Origin of the sequence: Acinetobacter piscicola (genome assembly GCF_015218165.1) — a bacterium.
GTDB classification, from domain to species: domain Bacteria; phylum Pseudomonadota; class Gammaproteobacteria; order Pseudomonadales; family Moraxellaceae; genus Acinetobacter; species Acinetobacter piscicola_A.
In genome coordinates this window covers 3423016-3442249 of sequence record NZ_CP048659.1, presented here as the reverse complement: position 1 = coordinate 3442249, position 19234 = coordinate 3423016, and the positions used below count along the sequence as shown (strand labels likewise).

At 37.3% G+C, this 19234-nt stretch carries 20 protein-coding genes; 7 read left to right on the top strand and 13 right to left on the bottom strand.

Translation table 11 applies throughout. The features are described from left to right. Window positions 1–59 precede the first annotated feature (59 nt). The 4 genes from yccS to G0028_RS17010 form a co-directional block, all read right to left on the bottom strand. Entirely contained in the window at window positions 60–2210 is a 2151-nt protein-coding gene (gene yccS, locus G0028_RS17025; RefSeq protein ID WP_227554746.1) for a YccS family putative transporter, read from the bottom strand. Window positions 2211–2409: 199 nt separating this feature from the next. Then, entirely contained in the window at window positions 2410–2967 is a 558-nt protein-coding gene (sodC, locus tag G0028_RS17020) for a superoxide dismutase family protein (RefSeq protein ID WP_130072204.1), read from the bottom strand. A 109-nt stretch (window positions 2968–3076) separates the two neighbouring features. Then, complete coding sequence (locus G0028_RS17015; protein WP_130072203.1) at window positions 3077–4195, bottom strand: AI-2E family transporter; 1119 nt, start codon at window positions 4193–4195, stop codon at window positions 3077–3079. 116 nt (window positions 4196–4311) lie between these two features. Continuing rightward, window positions 4312–4956, bottom strand: a complete 645-nt coding sequence (locus G0028_RS17010; protein ID WP_180046337.1) for a ParA family protein — start codon at window positions 4954–4956, stop codon at window positions 4312–4314. A 162-nt stretch (window positions 4957–5118) separates the two neighbouring features. Here G0028_RS17010 and G0028_RS17005 point away from each other — a divergent pair, with 162 nt between their 5' ends. Next, a complete protein-coding gene (locus G0028_RS17005; protein ID WP_180046309.1) occupies window positions 5119–5586 on the top strand; it encodes a Holliday junction resolvase-like protein in 468 nt (155 codons plus the stop codon). A 16-nt stretch (window positions 5587–5602) separates the two neighbouring features. Here G0028_RS17005 and G0028_RS17000 read toward each other — a convergent pair whose 3' ends face one another. Then, complete coding sequence (locus G0028_RS17000) at window positions 5603–6223, bottom strand: class I SAM-dependent methyltransferase (RefSeq protein WP_180046307.1); 621 nt, start codon at window positions 6221–6223, stop codon at window positions 5603–5605. 176 nt (window positions 6224–6399) lie between these two features. Here G0028_RS17000 and G0028_RS16995 point away from each other — a divergent pair, with 176 nt between their 5' ends. After that, window positions 6400–6960: a hypothetical protein gene (locus G0028_RS16995; protein WP_180046305.1), complete on the top strand. Its 561-nt coding sequence runs from the start codon at window positions 6400–6402 to the stop codon at window positions 6958–6960. A 136-nt stretch (window positions 6961–7096) separates the two neighbouring features. Here G0028_RS16995 and G0028_RS16990 read toward each other — a convergent pair whose 3' ends face one another. Together G0028_RS16990 and G0028_RS16985 are read right to left on the bottom strand one after the other, a co-directional pair. After that, window positions 7097–7648 (bottom strand): hypothetical protein, encoded by a 552-nt coding sequence (locus tag G0028_RS16990; protein WP_180046302.1) that lies wholly within the window; start codon window positions 7646–7648, stop codon window positions 7097–7099. A 23-nt stretch (window positions 7649–7671) separates the two neighbouring features. After that, window positions 7672–8451: a class I SAM-dependent methyltransferase gene (locus tag G0028_RS16985; RefSeq protein ID WP_130072198.1), complete on the bottom strand. Its 780-nt coding sequence runs from the start codon at window positions 8449–8451 to the stop codon at window positions 7672–7674. 120 nt (window positions 8452–8571) lie between these two features. Between G0028_RS16985 and G0028_RS16980 the strand changes: the two genes are divergently transcribed. Further along, window positions 8572–9834, top strand: coding sequence for a hypothetical protein (locus G0028_RS16980; RefSeq protein ID WP_130072197.1), 1263 nt, complete (start codon window positions 8572–8574; stop codon window positions 9832–9834). Here the strand turns inward: G0028_RS16980 and G0028_RS16975 are convergent. Beyond that, window positions 9831–10208: a hypothetical protein gene (locus G0028_RS16975; protein WP_180046300.1), complete on the bottom strand. Its 378-nt coding sequence runs from the start codon at window positions 10206–10208 to the stop codon at window positions 9831–9833. The genes G0028_RS16980 and G0028_RS16975 overlap by 4 nt on opposite strands. 312 nt (window positions 10209–10520) lie before the next feature. Between G0028_RS16975 and G0028_RS16970 the strand changes: the two genes are divergently transcribed. Then, window positions 10521–11216 carry a TetR/AcrR family transcriptional regulator gene (locus G0028_RS16970; RefSeq protein WP_130072195.1) on the top strand — a complete coding sequence of 232 codons (696 nt, stop codon included), beginning with the start codon at window positions 10521–10523 and terminating at the stop codon, window positions 11214–11216. A gap of 79 nt (window positions 11217–11295) precedes the next feature. Beyond that, complete coding sequence (locus tag G0028_RS16965) at window positions 11296–12249, top strand: 2-hydroxyacid dehydrogenase (protein WP_130072194.1); 954 nt, start codon at window positions 11296–11298, stop codon at window positions 12247–12249. Window positions 12250–12327: 78 nt separating this feature from the next. On the opposite strand, the gene G0028_RS16960 is transcribed toward G0028_RS16965, so the two are convergent. Both G0028_RS16960 and G0028_RS16955 read right to left on the bottom strand, forming a co-directional pair. Then, window positions 12328–13146, bottom strand: a complete 819-nt coding sequence (locus G0028_RS16960) for a hypothetical protein (RefSeq protein ID WP_180046298.1) — start codon at window positions 13144–13146, stop codon at window positions 12328–12330. Window positions 13147–13529: 383 nt separating this feature from the next. After that, window positions 13530–14162, bottom strand: a complete 633-nt coding sequence (locus G0028_RS16955) for a hypothetical protein (RefSeq protein WP_180046296.1) — start codon at window positions 14160–14162, stop codon at window positions 13530–13532. Window positions 14163–14323: 161 nt separating this feature from the next. Between G0028_RS16955 and G0028_RS16950 the strand changes: the two genes are divergently transcribed. Continuing rightward, window positions 14324–14752 (top strand): hypothetical protein, encoded by a 429-nt coding sequence (locus G0028_RS16950; RefSeq protein WP_130072192.1) that lies wholly within the window; start codon window positions 14324–14326, stop codon window positions 14750–14752. 21 nt (window positions 14753–14773) lie between these two features. Here G0028_RS16950 and G0028_RS16945 read toward each other — a convergent pair whose 3' ends face one another. After that, window positions 14774–15151 (bottom strand): hypothetical protein, encoded by a 378-nt coding sequence (locus tag G0028_RS16945; protein WP_180046294.1) that lies wholly within the window; start codon window positions 15149–15151, stop codon window positions 14774–14776. Window positions 15152–15383: 232 nt separating this feature from the next. Here G0028_RS16945 and G0028_RS16940 point away from each other — a divergent pair, with 232 nt between their 5' ends. Beyond that, a complete protein-coding gene (locus tag G0028_RS16940) occupies window positions 15384–16106 on the top strand; it encodes a hypothetical protein (protein ID WP_180046292.1) in 723 nt (240 codons plus the stop codon). 52 nt (window positions 16107–16158) lie between these two features. On the opposite strand, the gene glyS is transcribed toward G0028_RS16940, so the two are convergent. After that, the gene (glyS, locus tag G0028_RS16935) at window positions 16159–18228 is read right to left on the bottom strand and encodes a glycine--tRNA ligase subunit beta (RefSeq protein WP_180046290.1); all 2070 of its coding nucleotides are present in this window, start codon (window positions 18226–18228) and stop codon (window positions 16159–16161) included. After that, window positions 18228–19211 carry a glycine--tRNA ligase subunit alpha gene (gene glyQ, locus G0028_RS16930; protein WP_130072187.1) on the bottom strand — a complete coding sequence of 328 codons (984 nt, stop codon included), beginning with the start codon at window positions 19209–19211 and terminating at the stop codon, window positions 18228–18230. Before glyQ ends, glyS begins: the two co-directional genes overlap by 1 nt. Window positions 19212–19234: the final 23 nt, after the last annotated feature.

The window sequence follows — 19234 nt, the reverse complement described above, 5'->3', positions numbered from 1 at the left end:
AAAATTGACTTAACTTGTTCAGTATAAAGTGAATTTGATGCGCTTGAAATTCAATGTTTTTATTTAATTTCAAGTTTTAATAACGTCATTTTGAGCTTCAATAATTCAGGTAAAGTTTCCAATAACAAACTGATTTGTTTCAGTGCCAATAATAAATCATCGGATAGGTTTTCTTGTTCAGTGAATTGTTTAATTTCTTGTAATTTCTCTTGAATGATCAGCTCATCTAAGGGGTGTTGTTGAATTAAGGCATGATGTAAGGTAGCTTTACACCATAACATGAGCTCTAAAACTTGTGCATCATTGACCTGTGTGCGATGTGTACCCAATGCAGATACATAGCTGAGTTGGCTATGACTATAAACCAAATACCGAAAAGCGGTGTGGATCAAGTCCTGATTGGGATTAGGTTCAGTACTTAAACTTGAAATCATACTCGACAGTTCGATTTGTGCATTATGTGCAAAGCGCCGAGCTTGACGGTATTCCACACTGTTATTTTTACCGTGTTGGTACTGTGCCACGATTGCATCAAAATAGTTCAATGTTGCCTGACTACTTTTGCGGATATTGTTGGAAATATTACGAAAATTCCAATCCGGCCAAATAAAACTGACTGCAAACCATGCGATTAAACAACCTAAAATCGTATCGATGATACGCGGTAAAATAATCGCATAGCCTGCACCTTTGAGATTAAAAATCAATAACACCATTAAGGTTGCCATTAAAGTGGCTATGGCATATTTTTTGGAACGTAAATAAAAGAAATACACACCAAAAATGATGGTAAGCACCAATTGACCTTCAACACTAGGTACAAAATATAAAATTGGAATGCCTAAAAGCACACCTAAAACAGTACCTAAGGTGCGCAGTTGCAAACGGCTTTTGGTGGCAAAATAACTGATTTGACAGACGAATAAACTGGTCAATAAAATCCAATAGCCATTTTTAGCAAAGGGTAACAGTGAAATGCTATAGCCGACAGCAAAGACAAAGGCGATCCGTACTGCATGTCGAAATAGGGCAGAATTCGGCGTGAAATGAGGTTGAAGTTTCAACCATAAATCATGCATGCCATGAATATCATCATCCAATAAATTTAAATTATCCTGATGTTCACTATAACTTTGCTGATAATTACCTTGCTCAATACTTAAATTATGAAATTGTTCTTGGACATTTTTTAAATTGCGCAGGATAAGTTGTAGATTTTTCACTTCAAGATTACGTGGATTTTCCACAATCCATTCATGCATAGAGTGTTCTAGATTGTGTAGGGCGGTGGTGTTTTTAGGCGTAATTGAAAAATTTTCTTGTTGAACAATAGCATGTGCCAAGCGTTGACAATTTTCTGCATGCAAGACAATATTTTTCTGAATCCGATAAATTAAATCTGTACGACTAAAATTGCGCTGAATATGTTCATAATGCAAATAATTCGAGGTTGCTTGCTCATGAATATCTTGTGCTAAAAAGTATAAATTTAAACAATAAATTGTATTTTTATTGGCACGAGAGGCTTTTAAGCGTGTGAGTAAAGAGGCTTTGGTAAAATTCAGTTGTTGTACAACAATGCTGTTTTGTAAGGATAAATCATATAAGAGCTGTTCGACATTGTCTTGATTGTCTGGGTCAAAGAGTTTAGATTTTGCCAAAAGTAAGTTCGCAAGCGATTGAAAATTATTGGCTAAATTATCTTGTAAAGCTTGTGTGGGTTTGAGTAAATAAAAAATAATCGAGCTCATGCCATACCATGCAACCCCTAATACAAAATAGCTAGGCTGATCGTACCATTGATCGTATTCCCCCAAACCGAACATGGTGTAGATGGACAAAAGTACAGTGCCAAATGAAATGGTGGCATAACGTTGCCCCAATGCACCCATGAGTATAAATAGCCCACTCGAAAGCGATAAATAAATTAAAAAGAGGAATTTATACGGATATAAAAATTCTAAAATACTGCTCACACTAAAAAATAAAATCGCTACATAGACCAAATTTCTGAGACGAATACTGAGTCGATCATCAAAATCGGTGAGTGCCGTTGCAATTGCACCTAAGGTCACAGGCACAATTAAATATTTCAAATCTAAAAAATATAATCCTAGCGTTGTTCCACTTAATACAATCAACATCTGTAGGCAATAGATCAGAATCGAATTTGATTTAAAAGCGTGTAGATGGATTGAAAAATGATTCACAGGAATAGACTGACATTGAAGAGAAAGGGTAAGGATTAGCGTGATATTATTTTAATTTATTGTCAATTTCTAAGAACGATTCACTACAAAAATGTGCAGATTTGATGGGAAGATTGCTTCTGAGGATAAGTTTGAGCTACTGTGAATAAATCTGAATTTATCCACAGTTGCGCTATTGTGTTTGTAGATTTAAAAAATCTTAAATCACCCCACAAGCAATACGATCACCACCACCGCCTAATGGTTTAGGATGATCAGAATAATTGTCACCCCCTGCATGAACCATAATGGCTAAGCCTTGAACGTCTGCAAGTTTTAAACGAGGCGCATAGACCGTGGTTTTAGCATGACCTTCTGTATCGACATTAAGCACAGGTAAGTCCCCTAAATGCCCATCATTGGGTGTGCCATGACCGGTGGCTTGTGTTGGATTAAAATGCCCACCCGCAGCCAATGCAGCAGCCATTTTCCCATCTTTTTCGGCAGCTTCACATGAACCTTTTTCATGAATATGGAAACCATGAAAGCCGGAAGGAAGTTGCGTGAGATCGGTTGAAATTTTTAAACCTTGCGTGCTGTCTTCTAATTGAATAGTACCAATTTTTTCACCAATTCCTTCCGCACTGACGGCATGTACATCCACAGTTTCATGTGCTGCCTTTTTTGCAGAAGTGATTGATGTGGTTGTACAAGCAACAGTAGTCAAACTAAGCAATACAGATAACGCCGTGAATTTAAAAATCTGATGAGATAACATGCACAAGCATCCTATGTTTTGTTGTTTATTGCATTATTCAAACAAAATACGGTGTATTGCACAGTAGAAAATAAGTGTTTGAATGTAAATATTTATAAATGAAAAATATTTACTTCGGTGCTTTGAAATCATTGTTCTCAATGTCATAGGCCATGGTTGCATCAGGGACTTGTTGTGCTTCATGGGTTTCATGTAACCATTCACGCCAAATCGCCAATAACACCGCTAAAATCACAGGGCCGATAAATAAACCAACCAAACCGAAACTCGCTAAGCCACCTAAAACACCAAACATGATCAATAAAAAAGGAATTTGGGTTGCACCAGAGATAACCAAAGGACGGATGACATTATCTGCTGTACTCACAATACACACTCCCCATGCCATGACCCCAATTGCTTCAATGGTCATGCCTTTAGAGAACAGCCAAAGTGAGACGGCTCCATACGCCAACGGTGGACCAAAAGGAATGAGTGCCATTAAAAAGGTGATAATGGTCAATACCATCGGGTTGGGTGCACCCGCTACAAAATAGCTTACGCCTGCAAGTAAGGATTGAGCAACCGCAGTTAAACCTACCCCATAGACAACCGCACGTGTGGTTTCAGAAATCGTATCTAAATAATGATGGATACGTGGACCGATGACCATTTCTAAGGCTTTACTGACTTGTTGTAAAATGGTTTGTCCGTCACGATAAAAGAAGAATAACGACATAATGGCAAAACAGAGTTTCACCAAATTTTTCGAAATTTCACTCAGAACAAATTTACCGTAATTAAGATGCCCCTGAATCCAAACGCCGATATTTTGTGAAATGCTGCTTGGATTTTCATTGATATCACGGACGATGCGAGAAATTTCTTTACCAATAATTGGTAGTTGACGTAAGACATCAGGCACATCAAGATGTCCTGAAGATAGTTGACGTTGAATATCAAAATATAAATTTCGACCTTCATGTTGCAACATGAAAATACCAAAAATCAAAGGAATACCAATCACCAAAACCACCATAGTGATCATGATTGAGGCGCTCAGACTCGGACGGTTTTCACCACACATACGCAAAATGCGTTTATACAGCGGCCATGTCATATAGGCAATAATACATGCCCATAACACAGGAACAATAAAGTATTTGAGAATATCAAAACCTAAAAAAACCAGGATAAATAATAAACCAAATAAAAGCACACGCTGTAAAGTGGAAGTGAAATCGGACACGAATTTCTCGAAATTAATTAATTATCGTATAGTTCATATTAACTGAAAAATAGCCTCAGGCAATGTTAAATGCACCGCCTGAAATATTATTTTTGAAAATGCTGACCATGATCTATTTAGAACCAATCACTCGGATCATCAATTAAGGCATCCAACAGCGGTTGCCATTGCATTTGAATTTGGACAAAATTCTTTTGATTTTTATCAAAAATAGATAAGCCTTGCATGGCCAGTTGCCCATAAGCACTGCGTTCAGAGATCCAAGCCACAGGTTGCTGTTCGATTTTTTCAAAAAACTGTTGAATATCTTTAGCACTAGCACTGTTGGGTTTAACACGATTGGCAAGCAGTAAAATATCAACTTTACCCTTACGAATACGCTTAATCTCTTGAATATGCTTTAAAAAGCGTTTGGTGCTGTCGATGTCGAAAAAGGAGGGTTGTAAGGGCGTGACGATGGCATGACATCCACTAATGAGTTGTTCAGCATGTGCACCTGTCAAAGCCCCAGGCGCATCAATAATTAAATATTGTAAATTTTTTGGCGCATCTCCAATCGACTTTTCATGACGCCAATCTAAGCTTTGAATTTCATTGGCATCGTTTGGTCGCTGTTTTAACCACTGCAAGGCAGATTTTTGATTGTCTGCATCGGCAAGTGCCACGCTATAGCCTTTTTGTGCAAGCGCAGATGCGAGTGTAATCGCAGTAATGGTTTTTCCGCAGCCACCTTTTTGATTTGCAATGAGAATTGTTTTCATAGTTTTCATTGATTCACCCAACCCGTCCTGCCACTAGCTTAGCATTATTTTTAAAGTGATAGGTTACAGATGACAAAAGTCTTAGAGTTGTTTACATTGAAAATTATTTTACAAAACCTAAGCTTAATTTTAAGCCCAATGAATGATAGATAGGAACTCATTATGTCGCTGTGGATGGCAATGTTGCTTGGTGCATGTATCGGCATTGTTTTAACAACATGGGTGCTGTCCAGTACACGAAATGGAAAAATCAAAGCAGAATATGAGCGTTATATTGCCGAGTTAGAACTTGAACATCAGCACGCTTTAGCTGAGGCAAAAAAACGCAGTGTAAATACCAGTCGTGCAGTTTTAAAAGGGAAAATGGCAGAGCAACTCGCACCCATCATGCCACAGTTTCAATATTTACCCAGTGATGCCAAGTTCTTAGGCGATCCCATCGATTATGTCGTCTTTGATGGGTATAGCGCATTTCGTGATGATGAAGGTGCGGCTGAAGATATTGAAATCGTACTGATTGATATCAAAAGTGGGGGCGCACGTTTGACAAAGGGGCAACACGCTATTGCCCAAGCCATCCGAGCAGGGCGAGTGCGTTTTGAAACCATTCGTATCGATTTTGATGATTAAAAAAATATCAATTGAGCTAGGCTTTTTGTACACGTGCCAACAACATACGGCATCCCACTTTGGGTAGGTCATCGGCATCAAAATAATATTTTTCGACAAATTTAAAGTTTGCATTGGATAAATACAGTTCAATATTGCGGTTTAAATGACAACCATCTGCAATGACTTTTTGTACAGGGGTGAGTAAGTTTTGCAATTTTTTCAGGGTTGGATGATCGTGATATTGCACATGTTCAACCAAATGAAAAGTTCCCTCAGGTTTCAGCACCCTATAAATTTCAGCTAAAGCTTGTTCTAAATGGGCAATACTACACATCGTCCATGTACTGACAATATGATCTAAAGAATGGTCAGCAAAAGGTAGTTTTTCAGCACTGGCTTGAATGTGCTGGACATGAAAAGGAGTATTTAAAACCTGTTTTTGTGCCAACTGATAAATATCAGCATTGGGTTCTAAGGCGATGAGTTCTTCGACTTGGTAAAAGGGTAAATTTAGACCTGTCCCAAAACCAATTTCTAAAGCACGGCCATGCACTTTTCTGAGTAGCTCTGCACGTGCTTCCATCATACTTGGGGTTTGCATAATGTGATTGAGTAAATATGGAAAAATACGTTGTTGATAAAATTTATAAATCATTGCTTTCACAGTTTTATTATTAAAAAAATAGTGTAACGAAAATATAGACTTAAATATAAGACAAACAAGTGACAAAATTTCTATATTTTGTTACTTAAACTTGATTTTATTTTAATTTTCATCAGCGATACTGATACTGAAGAAATCGTTCAAAAGAGATGTTGAAGGTGAAGAATATGACACGGAATTTATGGTGCGCAGCAGTTTTGGCATTATGTTCAGCATCTGTGAATGCATCTCAATCTGCTGAATATAATATTGCTAATGGATTAGCGCCGATTATTAAAGATCAACGCATCTCTGTACTTGAACCCTTTCATGGTGAGTTTCGTATTTTAGGTTCGAAAGAATATCAAGATGATGAACAAGCCAAATTTTCACCCATCGATTATGCAGTCACACGTGGCATTTTTACTGAACCTGAAATTGCTCGGCAGATTTCAATTAACCAATATGATCGTTATTTGAATTGGAAAATGGCACGTCCACCTGTGCCGCCAAAACTGGCAACGCAAATGGTGAGTAATATGCATATTATTCCTGCCAATCCCAAAATTGCCCAAGAAATTAAGAAAGTTAAACGAGGTGATCTCGTCCGTTTAACGGGAGATTTAGTGCAGATTAATGATAAAGACTTGGTTTGGAAGTCAGCCCTAGATTGGACTGGAATTGGCGATGGCGCATGTAAATTGATTCGAGTCGACTCAATTCAGTGGGTTGAAAAGCAGAATATTTAAAATCAAAAAAAATGATGGGAGAACTGGGTAGAAAGTTCAATATCCTGCGTATTTCTGAAATACATAACATAAAGCTGCTGGGATCGATCTCAGCAGCTTGCTCTTGAAAGCAAATTTTCAATCTCTTATTAAATGTTTATGGGGTTGTTTTGGTTTTCCAATGATCTAACTGTGCTTCTGCACTCAGCAAATCACTCATACCACGGACAGATTCAGCAGGATTATTCGCTTGATCCTTCGTTTGCATTTTACTGTCAAAGGCTTTGGCTTGATTTTCCCAATATTGATAGAGCAAACCTTGAATATAGCGACCTTGTTCAGTTTTTAAATCTAACTCTTTGAGCATATTTAAAGCAGATTGGATGCTATCTCGTTTACGTTGTTGGTCAATTTCCTCAGTCAATGTGCCTTCAGCATCCATTTTTTCTAAATCAGCCTCTAAAGCTTCATTCATGGCATCGAACTTTTCTTGATATTCATCAAGTAAAGTAATGTCGGCTGCATCTTTAGGTGTACTTGGAAAATTTTGAATCGGCTTAGTTTTGAGTTCTTTCATGACCGCTTCAGAACTTTGTTGGGTTTTATGTGTTGATTGTTCTGCATTCTTATCATTTTGTGATGAACATGCACCAATCAGAACAGCGCTTAGGAGGACTGAAATATAAGCCAAGGGACGTAAGAGGTGCATGAAACTAAAACTCCTTAAGATATTCATCGGGTTTGCTTTTTAAAGTGATAAGCATAAGTGACGTAAGGAAACTCGATTTCGTCATCTGCATATTTGCCTGTATGTTCTAATATAATAGCTTCAAATTGTTGTTTTAGCTGTTGCTGTTGTGTGGAAGGCATAGCAGCAATAAAGCTAGTTGACAATAATCGTTTACTGACCACATTTTCAACTGTTCCTTTATGAATTTGTGAAAATAATTTTAAACTTTCGAGCTGAAATAAAAATTGATGTTCAAAGACGTGTTGCCAATCGCCACGATGATAACGAGGTGTATTTCCTTCAAAGGGAGCAATTAAGTCGGCTAATGCTTTAACCCATGGTACATTTTCATCGCGCTGATTCCACACTAAGCCTAAATGTCCTTCGGGTTTTAGGATATGGTAAATTTCATTCAAGCTCTCGATATTGGCAAACCAATGAAAGGATTGAGCACATAAAATGGCATCAACACTTTCTGAAGCCAGTGCGATCTCATCACTTTTTGCTTGTAATGTTTGGACATCGGGATGAGCAAGATGTAACTGAGTAAGCATTTCTGCCACAGGTTCTACTGCAATAATTTGCGAGCTTGCTTGCTTTAAATAAGGCAAAAACTTACCTGTTCCTGCACCTAAATCAACCACAGTCGAGTTGGATTGAATTTTCAGCTCATCAATTAGCCAATTAACAATTTCAGATGGATAATTTGGACGTACTTGTTGATATAGTTCAGCAGCAGAACTAAAGCCTTTCTGTGCAGCAGGATGTAGAGAATGTGTCATATTTTGCGCTTTTTTATCTGTGCAGACTCTATAAAATATGACACTTGATACGATGAATAGGCAAGTTATCTATTTATTTAATTTTAACGAAAGATAAGAGAGCCGTTTTTCGGTATTGCAATGGACAAGCAAATCATTTTTGAAGACGATCATATTCGAGCAATTTACTTACAAGGCACAACTGACACTTTGGTTTTGTCATTTGGTGATTTGATTACACGTGCCAAAGGCTTGTCGATTAATGCTGAAAAATCATTGATGAAATATGACTATAGTATGGTTGGCATCATGCCAAAACAAAAGTCATGGTTTCCTATGTCAAGCATGTTGGCTTTACTTGAACAGTTACAACCGATTTTAAAACAATTTAAAAAAATCGTGGGGTATGGCGGCTCAATGGGTGGCTATGCTGCAATTAAATATTCAAAACCATTACAAATGACACGTGTCGTGGCGATGGTGCCACAATATTCAATCGACCCGAATGAAGTTGAAGATAAACGTTATACCGACTTTTATGATGCCAAATTAAATGCAGATATGCGGATTCAGCCACAGGATATTGTCGAAAATTGTGAATATATTATTGTTTACGATCCGTATTTTGAAAATGACAAAGAGCATTATTTAAAAATAAAACCACTGATTCCACAATTACATACCTTGCATTTGCCTTATACAGGACATGATGCCATTGCGGTTTTAGCAAACTCTGCTTTATTACATGACTTTATTGAACATCCTTATGATCAGACTTATTTTTATAAGCAAATTCGTGAAGTCAAAAAGAACAGTAAATTTTACTATCGCAGTGTGATTGCGCATTTGTTAGGTACGCATAATGAAGCGTTAGGAAAAATATTAAAAGGGGTTGATTTACAACTCGATAGCACTTTTTTTGATACCAATTTAAAACAGACCATCACCCGTATTTTACTGACGAATAAACGTGTCGATGAGCAAGATTTACAAAAGCTTGGCATTCAAGTGAACTTGCCTTTTGAAGAAAAAACTCAGTTACAGGACTGTTTTGGCAATATCATTGTATTTAATGTTATTACCCAAAAACTTGAAAGCTATAATCAGCAAGTGATTGATATAAATGGAAAATATATTATTCCTTTGAGTGTTGAACACACGGGTTTAGTTGAAATCGAAGTGAAAAAACAGACCTATTTGATCTGTATGAATGATCGCCGTGTGACCAAATTATTCAAATGTGATGATGCTTTGTCGATGGATATGAACCCAATTGTCATTAAAAAATGTGCAGATTTTTATGTGTTGAGCTATAAAAATTTATATATGCGTTGTGATGAAGCTGGAAATTGTTATTTTGATGCTGAAAGTGTGCAAGAGACTGAAAAATACAGCATTATCTAGCGACATTTGTTTAATTCCATGCGTGAAAATAAAGATCGATATTCCTGAAAGTCGGCGAGTGTTTGCGGTGCTTGAGGGTTTAACTCAATACGCTGGTGTTGAGTTGTAAAATGACCTTTATTTTCCGATAGATTGGTTAAACCACCATCGGTATAGCGATATTCATAACGTGCTGCATAATTTAATTGTTGCTGTTGAAACAGATAATTTTCTTTAATTTTGCCTGTTTCACCAAAAAATAGCGCTTCGATTTTACAGCCTTGTTTGAGTTTGGAAAGTCGTATAGCATTTCCTTCAGTTGATGAGTATTGTTCAACATTTTCAATTATTTGTAGTGTGGTATCAGCCTGACAAAAAGAACTGAATAGATACATACAGCACATGCTGAATCCAAACTGAATCTTTGCAAAACAGTGTACATTGAACATTTTTGTCTGACCCAACAAATGAAGATTTAAATATGCAATAAATCAGGCACAAAAACAAATTTAAGTTTGATACTGATGAAAAGTCTCTTATTGTTCAGATACTGTGTTATATTTCATCAAATTCATTTAAATTTTTATTGCAATTTCAATCGTTACAAAATGAAAAATAGAGAATGATGTGAAATACAAGTCAGGGATTGGCTGTTCGATATTCAACATAAATGTGTTGATATTGAGATGATAAAATAAGGGCTAAGTATGATTAAGGCACAGGCGACATCAGTTTTGAAAAAAATAAGAAAAAAAGCAGTGCAGCCTAAGCAAGAGCGTACCCAGAAACGTATGCAGATGGTGATTGAAAAAACCCAAGAATTATTACTTGCAGTCGGCATTGAGCGGATTTCGATTCCTGAAATTGCCAATGCGGTGGGTATTCCTCGTACCAGTATTTATCAGTTCTTTCCCAGCAAATATGATCTACTTCGACATATTGCATTGCTGCATTTAAATGAGTTAGTAACAAGAATTGGGCAGGCCGCAATCTCAGTGCTGAGTGAACATCCGCAATCTTCCATTGAAGACTATGGCAAAAAACTTTCTGCGAGTATGATCCGAACCACCGCCGATTTTTTTAATGACTCTGAAGTGGCGAGTTTAATTATTTTAAGTGGACCTTTTACTCGTCAAGCTTATATGGAATATCAAGTTGAGCTAAAAAAGGTCAGTGCCAGTGTACGTAAGGCATTGGAAATGATTCAAGTCGATAGTTATGTACCCCAAGAACCTGATGCTTTGACTATTCTGATGGAATTGGTGTTTACCTGTATGAAGCATGGGTATTACACAGAAAATTATATTTCTGAAGCCATTATTCAAGAAGCTTATCGTATTGCGATTAGCTATTTATTTTCCTTAAAAAATAATGACTTTGTATTAGACGCAGAGCGACCATAGTCATATGAATAAAGCAGTTTTTATAGATAAATTATGGTAAATTTCAATCGTTTATTGATTAATTTGTGCAGGGATAGCCATGAAAGGTGTATTTTTAGATTATTCATCATTAGATAAAAATGACTTAAATTTTAATGATTTAAAGTCCTATTTTGATGATTTTAAATTATATACATCGACGACACCTGAACAACTGCTTGAACGTATTCAAGATGTCGATGTAGTGATCAGTAACAAAGTGGTGCTTGCGGCTGAGCATATTCAACAAGCTAAAAATTTGAAATTAATTTTGATCTCTGCGACAGGGACAAACAATGTTGACCTTGTGCAAGCGAAACAACACGGCATTGTGGTGTGTAATTGTCAGGGTTACGGCACTGCTGCTGTAGCACAACATACACTTGCGCTGATGCTGGCATTGGCAACTTCTTTAATTCAATATGATCGTGCAGTTAAGCAAGGTCAGTGGAATAATTCCCCAATTTTTTGTTTGTTGGATTTTCCTATTGTTGAATTATCAGGTAAAACCTTAGGGATCGTGGGCTATGGTGAACTGGGTCAAGCTGTTGCACGTTTAGCAGAAGCATTTGGCATGCGTGTTTTACTCGCTGCATTGCCTAATCGTAAGATGGATGCAAGTCGTATTGCCTTGGCTGAATTATTGCCACAGGTAGATTTTTTAACTTTACATTGCCCTTTAACCGAACAAACCCGTGATTTAATTGGGGCAAAAGAGTTTGAATTAATGAAAAATTCTGCTTTTCTAATTAATTGTGCTCGTGGTGGTATTGTTAATGAACAGGCTTTGGCAAATGCACTGCGACAAGGGCAAATCGCAGGGGCGGCAACGGATGTTTTAACTGTTGAACCACCAACACAAGGCAATGTTTTGTTGGGAGAAGACATTCCAAATTTAATAATTACCCCACATAGTGCATGGGGCAGTGTGGATGCAAGGCAGCGCATCGTGAGTCAACTGACTGAAAATTTAAAAGCATTTATAAATGGCAATGTAATTCGACAAGTGAATTAATTTTTTATTCGCATTAATCATAAAAAATCCCTCAATCAATGAGGGATTTAAAAAGTATTTAAAATAGATTGCTAAACATTAAGCACCTGTTTTTGTTGTATGTTCAGCAGCTTTTGTTTCTTCACCACGGAAGAAATTTTTAGTTTTTTCCCATGTTCTAGAGAAAAAACCTTGAGTTTTTTCAGATTGTTCTTTGACGACGTCTTTGGTCTGTTCTGCTTTTTCTACAACAAACTCTTTTGCTTCAACAGACTTTTCAACAGCAGCATCTTTTACTTCAGTTGCTTTCGTTGCAGTTGCATCGGTTGCATGCGCAATTTTATCTTTTGCCACATCTTTAGTTTCAACTGTTTTAGCCACGACAGCATCTTTTACTTCAGTCGCTTTTGTTGCAGTTGCGTCGGTTGCATGCGCAATTTTATCTTTTGCCACATCTTTAGTTTCAACTGTTTTAGCCACGACAGCATCTTTTACTTCAGTCGCTTTTGTTGCAGTTGCGTCGGTTGCATGTGCAATTTTATCTTTTGCCACATCTTTAGTTTCAACTGTTTTAGCCACGACTGCATCTTTTACTTCAGTCGCTTTAGTTGCAGTTGCATCGGTTGCATGCACAATTTTATCTTTTGCCACATCTTTAGTTTCAACCGTTTTAGCCACGACAGCATCTTTTACTTCAGTCGCTTTAGTTGCAGTCGCATCGGTTGCATGCACAATTTTATCTTTTGCCACATCTTTAGTTTCAACCGTTTTAGTGATTACGGTATCTTTTGCTTTAGCCGCAGCATCCGCTTTAGCCACAGCGTCTACTTTTACTTGAGTTACAGCAGTTGTTTCAGCAAAAACAGGTGTACAAGCCAAAATACTTGCAGCGATGATCGTTGTTTTTATGGTTTTCATAAATGACATTCCTCAAAGGTGAGGAGTACCGATTGTACCCCAGTAATAAGGCCGAAATATTAAAACTAAGTTATTGATAAATGTAAAAAAGAAATGAAAGTTATACATCTTGGATACAACAAGACCACAAAAATAGACATTATAGTTAAAGCATTGTTTTTAAAAAATAACTTTTATATTTCAAATGTTTTTTTTTATTTTTATAGTCTATTTGTTATATTTATATTACATAAAATTACAATATGATTAAAATAAAAGCAGTGAAAATGGCCAAGTTCTACACAGAAATTTTCATCATGATATATCGTCATTATATGCTGCACAGATCAGGGCTTGGTGAATGAATATGACTGATGCTCCAAGCCCAAATTTAGCGTGCACGTTTATTGTGGAATATCTTCTTTTTGGGCTGAAGGTTGAGTTGAGTCTGTTGTGTTGCTTGCCTGTGGTAGTGGCAGTGATTTAAAAGAAATCTCTGGTTCTTCAGGTGCTGTTCCATTTTGTTGGGTTGGATCTATGGTCTTTGCAACATGAGCAACAGGCACAGTAGATGTCGTTGTTTCTAAGGGTGTTGTTTGAGCGGTTGTATTTGCAACTTGTGTTGATGTTGCTTGTTGGGTCGTGGTCGTTGATGAGGATTGACTCAAACGACCACGTTCAATAGGAACTGTGCCCTGATTTGTTCCCACTATAGCGTCACGGGTGTTATTGGCGGTCTCTGTCACTTTTTCCGCACCTTTTTGTACACCTGTTTTTGCACGTTCAGTCTGTTGTTCTGTAAAGGTTTTTGTTTCTTCCCATGCATTGTCTACTTTCGGCTTAATTTTTTCTACACCACGTTCAGCAGCAGCACCTACACGCTCAGCAGTATTTTGAATTTTTTCACCTGTTTTATGTGCTAATACTTTGAAAATATTTGGGTTGTCACCATAAGGTGCGGGTGTTTTTGTTTCTGCATAAATTGAAGATGTTGCCAAAATGGCAGTAGCAAAAGACAAAATTTTAATACTTTTCATTATGACTCATTCCTTCATATATGTGTAGATCAATAACGTGTTTACTCAGCATCATACTGTGAAAAAAGTAGTGACATCGGCTCTGTACGCAAAGTAATACAGAGTAAAAACAAAGATATTGTATAGTCTACATGTAGAAGAAGATCATCGAGAAATTAAAAATGATAAAAATTAAATATTTAAATATATTTTGGCTAATTCTCCCGATTTTATTTTTACAACCGAGCTTTGCCTGTGGTTGTGGTGGGGAATATTCTTTAAGTCTTGGTCATCAAATTTTAACGTGGATGATCAGGTTGATCGTCCTATTCATTTATTTAATACCGAGCTTGTGGTTTGTAAAATTTTATCAGTTTTTATTATTAAGAATAGTTCATCTTATTGTTCCTCATATGATTTTATTTTTAATGATTGGGGTATTACTTAATACAGATACTTTGGGGTTAATGAAAATTTATGATCAAATTCGAGATGTTATACCCCCATTTTTTGTGATTTTTGTCGTGGGAATATTTGCGCTATTTTTGTGGTTCTATCCAATTCTTTATGTTTTAAAGATGAATGGAAAAAGAACTACTTCAAAGCTTTAATTTAAAGTAGTTCTGTCATGATTATTGGCATTTTTCTAAGTTTGTTGCTTTAAAATTCTTTTGTAAGGCTGCAAAATTTTTCAGTTTTTCAGTATCTTGAATGTCGAAAACGGTTTGTTTATTTTCTACTTCGGCATTTACATTTGAAAATGCGGAAATGAGTTGATCACCTTTAAAGATCCAATGTTCTGTGGCTTTGCCTGTTTCAAAGTTGCCTGTAAATTCGATTACGCAGTTGTCTTTTTGCTTAATGAGACGAGCAAGGTTGTGTTTGGTTGTCGGTTCAGCAGAGATGTTTTTGTGTTGTTCTAAAACAACAGGTAAGTTTGGATTTGTAGGTGTGGTTGAGCAGGCGGTGAGGGTTGTAAGAGCAACCCAAATAAGTCCTTTGAATTTCATTAGGCTCTTTCTTGTTGAGTGTTGTTATCTTTGAGTATAGGGAATTGGATGAAAATTGGCTATAGATGATAAGCTTGCTATTTAAAATTGAAGATCTGATTGTACTTTTCTAGTTTAATTATGATAAAAAATCTTAATTTGATTTTTAGAAGTAAGCATTATCTTTACTTGCTTGGAAACTTATTTAATTTATATTATATTGTTTTTTAATAATTGTAATAAAATATTTTAAATGAAAACAGATGTCATAAAATATATCTTAATTTATCTTTTAATTTATGTAGTCATGGTTATTGGTTATGGAGTTTTGCAAAATTATTACGTTTGTACGGATATGAACGGATTTACATGTAATTTTAATGAACAAAAACTTCTAAATTTTCTGACTGTTGTTAGTTACATCTTAACTCCTTTAGTTGCTATCATAGGTTTTCTATCATGGAAAAATCAACATAACAAGCATATTCAAAATGAAATTATCCAAACTGCTATTAATGAGTTAAATTTTTGTCGTGTTCAACTAGACTGTTTTATATTAAACCTTTTCAGTAATTCTGAAATCAATCCAAAAGAATGCGATAAAATTCCTGAAACAATTAATCCACAATTATTTTTAAGAGTAGATAGTAGTTTTCATGACTATATAAAAAGTTTTTATATGTCTACATCTGCTTTAGATGTTGCTTTGAATAGTTTTCATAATAGTTTTAAAAAATATGATAAAGAGACAGGAACATATCATTATGAAATTAAAACAATACAACAATATATGGAGATCAGTTATAAAATTAAGAATCTTGGACAAATAATATTACATGAATATCAATCGCACTATTTAGATACCAGTAATGAAGAGTTTGAACGTTATGTACTTAATACAGCGTATCATTCTGAGGATTTAAGAATTTATCATGACCAAATAATTAGCTATTTACATGAGAATAATAAGGCTTAATTAGTAAGTAGTAAAAAACCCGCTTAAAAGCGGGTTATTTTAATAATTTGACTTAGTGCTGCAACACCGAAATATCCGCCACAGCCGTAAACAAACCACGCAACTGCGCAAGGATGCGTAAACGGTTGGCTTTCAATTCAGCATCTTCAGCCATGACCATAACATTGTCAAAGAACGCATCAATCGGCGCACGTAAAGCAGCCAACTTAGAAAGCGCTTCAGTATAATCTTTCGCAGCCAAAAGTGGTTGAACCACAGGAAGCAACTTTTGAATCTCGGCATAAAGTGCTTTTTCAGCATCCTCAACCAGTTTAGATTCAACGATTTCACCTGTAGGCGCAGCTTCTTTCGCCAAGATATTCGCAACACGCTTATTGGCAGCAGCAAGTGCAGCAGCTTCAGGCAAGTCACGGAAATGATTTACCGCATTTACACGCTTATCAAAATCTAAAGGAGATTTTGGAGAAAGCGCTTGAACCGCTTGGATCACATCAACCGCAACGCCTTGATCTTCATACTTCGCACGATAACGACCTTCAAGGAATGCAACCGCATCATTTAAAGTCTTCGCATGATCTTTAATCACATCGCCATAGGCAGCCAAAGCAAGCTTGATCAATTCTTCAATTGAAACATCAAGATTGTTTTCAGTCACTAAACGCAAGATACCAATCGCAGAACGGCGAAGTGCAAACGGGTCTTTCGAACCTGTCGGTGCTTGACCGATACCGAAAATACCTGTGAGCGTATCTAAACGATCTGCAAGGGCAATAGTCGTACCTGTCTTAGTTTTCGGTAAAACATCACCCGCGAATTTAGGCAGATATTGCTCACCTAAAGCCTCGCTTACTTCATCATTTTCGCCTTCAATGCGCGCATAGTAAGTTCCCGCGATCCCTTGAAGTTCAGGGAATTCACCCACAAGCTCAGAGGTTAAGTCGCATTTGGCAAGCAGTGCCGCTTTTTCAGCATCGGCAGGATTTGCACCTGTAATTGGCGCTAAAGCCACAGCAAGTTTGGCAATACGTTCAGATTTGTTCCATAAAGTACCCAATTCAGCTTGGAACACCATGTTCGCAAGTTTCTCTTTACGAGAAGCAAGCGGTTGTTTTTGGTCTTGCAAGAAGAAGAATTCAGCATCCGACAAACGTGGACGCACAACTTTTTCATTCCCTTCAATGATTTGAGTCGGGTCTTTCGACTCAATGTTTGACACAGTTATGAAGTATGGTTGAAGTTTATTGTCAGCATTCACCAAACAGAAATACTTTTGGTTGTCTTGCATGGTAGTGATTAACGCTTCTTGTGGAACAGCAAGGAAACGTTCCTCAAAACTTGCACGAAGCGCAACAGGCCATTCAACCAAAGCAGTCACTTCATCACGAAGGTCGCTTGGTACAATCGCAATCGCATTCACTTCATCTGCAAGTGCTTTAACTTGACTGTCAATGAGTGCTTGGCGTTCTTCAAAAGAAGCAACAACATGCGCTGCTTTTAATTTTGGTAAATAATCATCTGCATTTGCTAATGTAATCGCTTCAGGTGCATGGAAACGGTGACCATACGTCACATTGCCCGCTTTATGATCCTGAATGGTTGCATCAACCACATCATTGTCTTTCAGCAATACAACCCATTTTACAGGACGAACGAATTCAGTACGGCTTGCCGCTGAACGCATACGTTTTGCAATTGGTAGATTGTCCAACGCAGTTTGTAGAATTTGTGGAAGTAAAACGTCAAGGCTTTGACCTTTGACATCTTTCAAATAACACACTTTTTCAACTTTACCTGCTTGGAAAGTTGAAACTTGATCGACGGTGATGCCTTGACCACGCATAAAGCCTTCAAGTGCTTTAGTTGGTTTGCCTTCAGCATCAAAAGCGGCTTGTTTTGCAGGACCATCAAAACGTTTTTGAGTGTCTGCTTGAGCACCGTCAACATTGACAATTTTCAATGCCAAACGACGTGGTGCTGCATAAGCTTCGATAGAATCAAATGCTAAGCCTGCATCTTTTAAACCTTTAACCGTTTCAGCTTGTAATGCATCACGTAAAGTTTTTAAGCTTTTTGGTGGAAGTTCTTCACAGCCTAATTCGAACAATACTGTATGTTTAGACATTATTTGCTCTCCTTAGATTCAGCATTTGCTTCAGCTTCAACTTGTGCTTTTAACTGTGCCAATACCTCATCACGTAAGTGTGGTTCAGCCATTGGGAAACCAAGTTTTGCACGAGCAGCTACATAACTTTGTGCGATTGAACGGGCCAATGTACGTACACGTAAAATATAGCGTTGACGTTCAGTTACAGAGATTGCGCCACGCGCATCGAGCAAGTTAAAGCTATGTGATGCTTTGATGACTTGTTCATATGCAGGCAGTGGAAGTTCAGCTTCCATTAAACGTGTTGCTTCAGCTTCGTAGAAGTCGAACAGCTCAAACATTTTTTCAACGTTGGCATATTCAAAGTTATAAGTCGATTGTTCTACTTCGTTTTGATGGAACACATCGCCATAAGTCACAGTACCGAATTGACCCTTAGTCCAAACAAGATCGTAAACAGAATCTACACCTTGGAGGTACATGGCTAAACGTTCTAAACCGTATGTGATTTCACCCGTAACTGGGTAACACTCAACACCACCGACTTGTTGGAAGTAAGTGAACTGAGTCACTTCCATACCGTTGAGCCAAACTTCCCAACCTAAGCCCCATGCACCAAGTGTTGGAGATTCCCAGTTGTCTTCTACGAAACGAATGTCGTGAGTCAACGTGTCGATCCCAATCGCTTTTAACGAGTCAAGGTATAACTGTTGGATATTGTCTGGGTTTGGCTTAAGCACCACTTGGAATTGGTAATAATGCTGTAAACGGTTTGGGTTTTCGCCATAACGTCCGTCTTTTGGGCGACGTGATGGTTGAACGTATGCTGCGTTCCATGTTTCAGGACCAAGCGCACGAAGGAAGGTTGCTGTGTGGAATGTCCCTGCACCCATTTCCATATCGTAAGGTTGTAACACCACACAACCTTGTTCAGCCCAGTAGTTTTGTAAGGCAAGAATTAAGCCTTGGAATGTATCAATATGCGATATGGCGCGACTCATGCAGCATCCACTATAAGTATTAG

What these genes read in the sequence shown, in the direction of transcription:
- G0028_RS17005 (WP_180046309.1), top strand. Translation starts at nt 5,119, where the DNA reads ATGTCGCTGTGGATGGCAATGTTGCTTGGTGCATGTATCGGCATTGTT.
- G0028_RS16950 (WP_130072192.1), top strand. Translation starts at nt 14,324, where the DNA reads ATGATAAAAATTAAATATTTAAATATATTTTGGCTAATTCTCCCGATT.
- G0028_RS16940 (WP_180046292.1), top strand. Translation starts at nt 15,384, where the DNA reads ATGAAAACAGATGTCATAAAATATATCTTAATTTATCTTTTAATTTAT.
- G0028_RS16980 (WP_130072197.1), top strand. Translation starts at nt 8,572, where the DNA reads ATGGACAAGCAAATCATTTTTGAAGACGATCATATTCGAGCAATTTAC.
- glyS (WP_180046290.1), bottom strand. Translation starts at nt 18,228, where the DNA reads ATGTCTAAACATACAGTATTGTTCGAATTAGGCTGTGAAGAACTTCCA.
- G0028_RS16955 (WP_180046296.1), bottom strand. Translation starts at nt 14,162, where the DNA reads ATGAAAAGTATTAAAATTTTGTCTTTTGCTACTGCCATTTTGGCAACA.
- G0028_RS16970 (WP_130072195.1), top strand. Translation starts at nt 10,521, where the DNA reads ATGATTAAGGCACAGGCGACATCAGTTTTGAAAAAAATAAGAAAAAAA.
- G0028_RS16945 (WP_180046294.1), bottom strand. Translation starts at nt 15,151, where the DNA reads ATGAAATTCAAAGGACTTATTTGGGTTGCTCTTACAACCCTCACCGCC.
- G0028_RS16960 (WP_180046298.1), bottom strand. Translation starts at nt 13,146, where the DNA reads ATGAAAACCATAAAAACAACGATCATCGCTGCAAGTATTTTGGCTTGT.
- G0028_RS16985 (WP_130072198.1), bottom strand. Translation starts at nt 8,451, where the DNA reads ATGACACATTCTCTACATCCTGCTGCACAGAAAGGCTTTAGTTCTGCT.
- sodC (WP_130072204.1), bottom strand. Translation starts at nt 2,967, where the DNA reads ATGTTATCTCATCAGATTTTTAAATTCACGGCGTTATCTGTATTGCTT.
- G0028_RS17010 (WP_180046337.1), bottom strand. Translation starts at nt 4,956, where the DNA reads ATGAAAACAATTCTCATTGCAAATCAAAAAGGTGGCTGCGGAAAAACC.
- G0028_RS16995 (WP_180046305.1), top strand. Translation starts at nt 6,400, where the DNA reads ATGACACGGAATTTATGGTGCGCAGCAGTTTTGGCATTATGTTCAGCA.
- G0028_RS16965 (WP_130072194.1), top strand. Translation starts at nt 11,296, where the DNA reads ATGAAAGGTGTATTTTTAGATTATTCATCATTAGATAAAAATGACTTA.
- glyQ (WP_130072187.1), bottom strand. Translation starts at nt 19,211, where the DNA reads ATGAGTCGCGCCATATCGCATATTGATACATTCCAAGGCTTAATTCTT.
- G0028_RS16990 (WP_180046302.1), bottom strand. Translation starts at nt 7,648, where the DNA reads ATGCACCTCTTACGTCCCTTGGCTTATATTTCAGTCCTCCTAAGCGCT.
- G0028_RS16975 (WP_180046300.1), bottom strand. Translation starts at nt 10,208, where the DNA reads ATGTATCTATTCAGTTCTTTTTGTCAGGCTGATACCACACTACAAATA.
- G0028_RS17000 (WP_180046307.1), bottom strand. Translation starts at nt 6,223, where the DNA reads ATGATTTATAAATTTTATCAACAACGTATTTTTCCATATTTACTCAAT.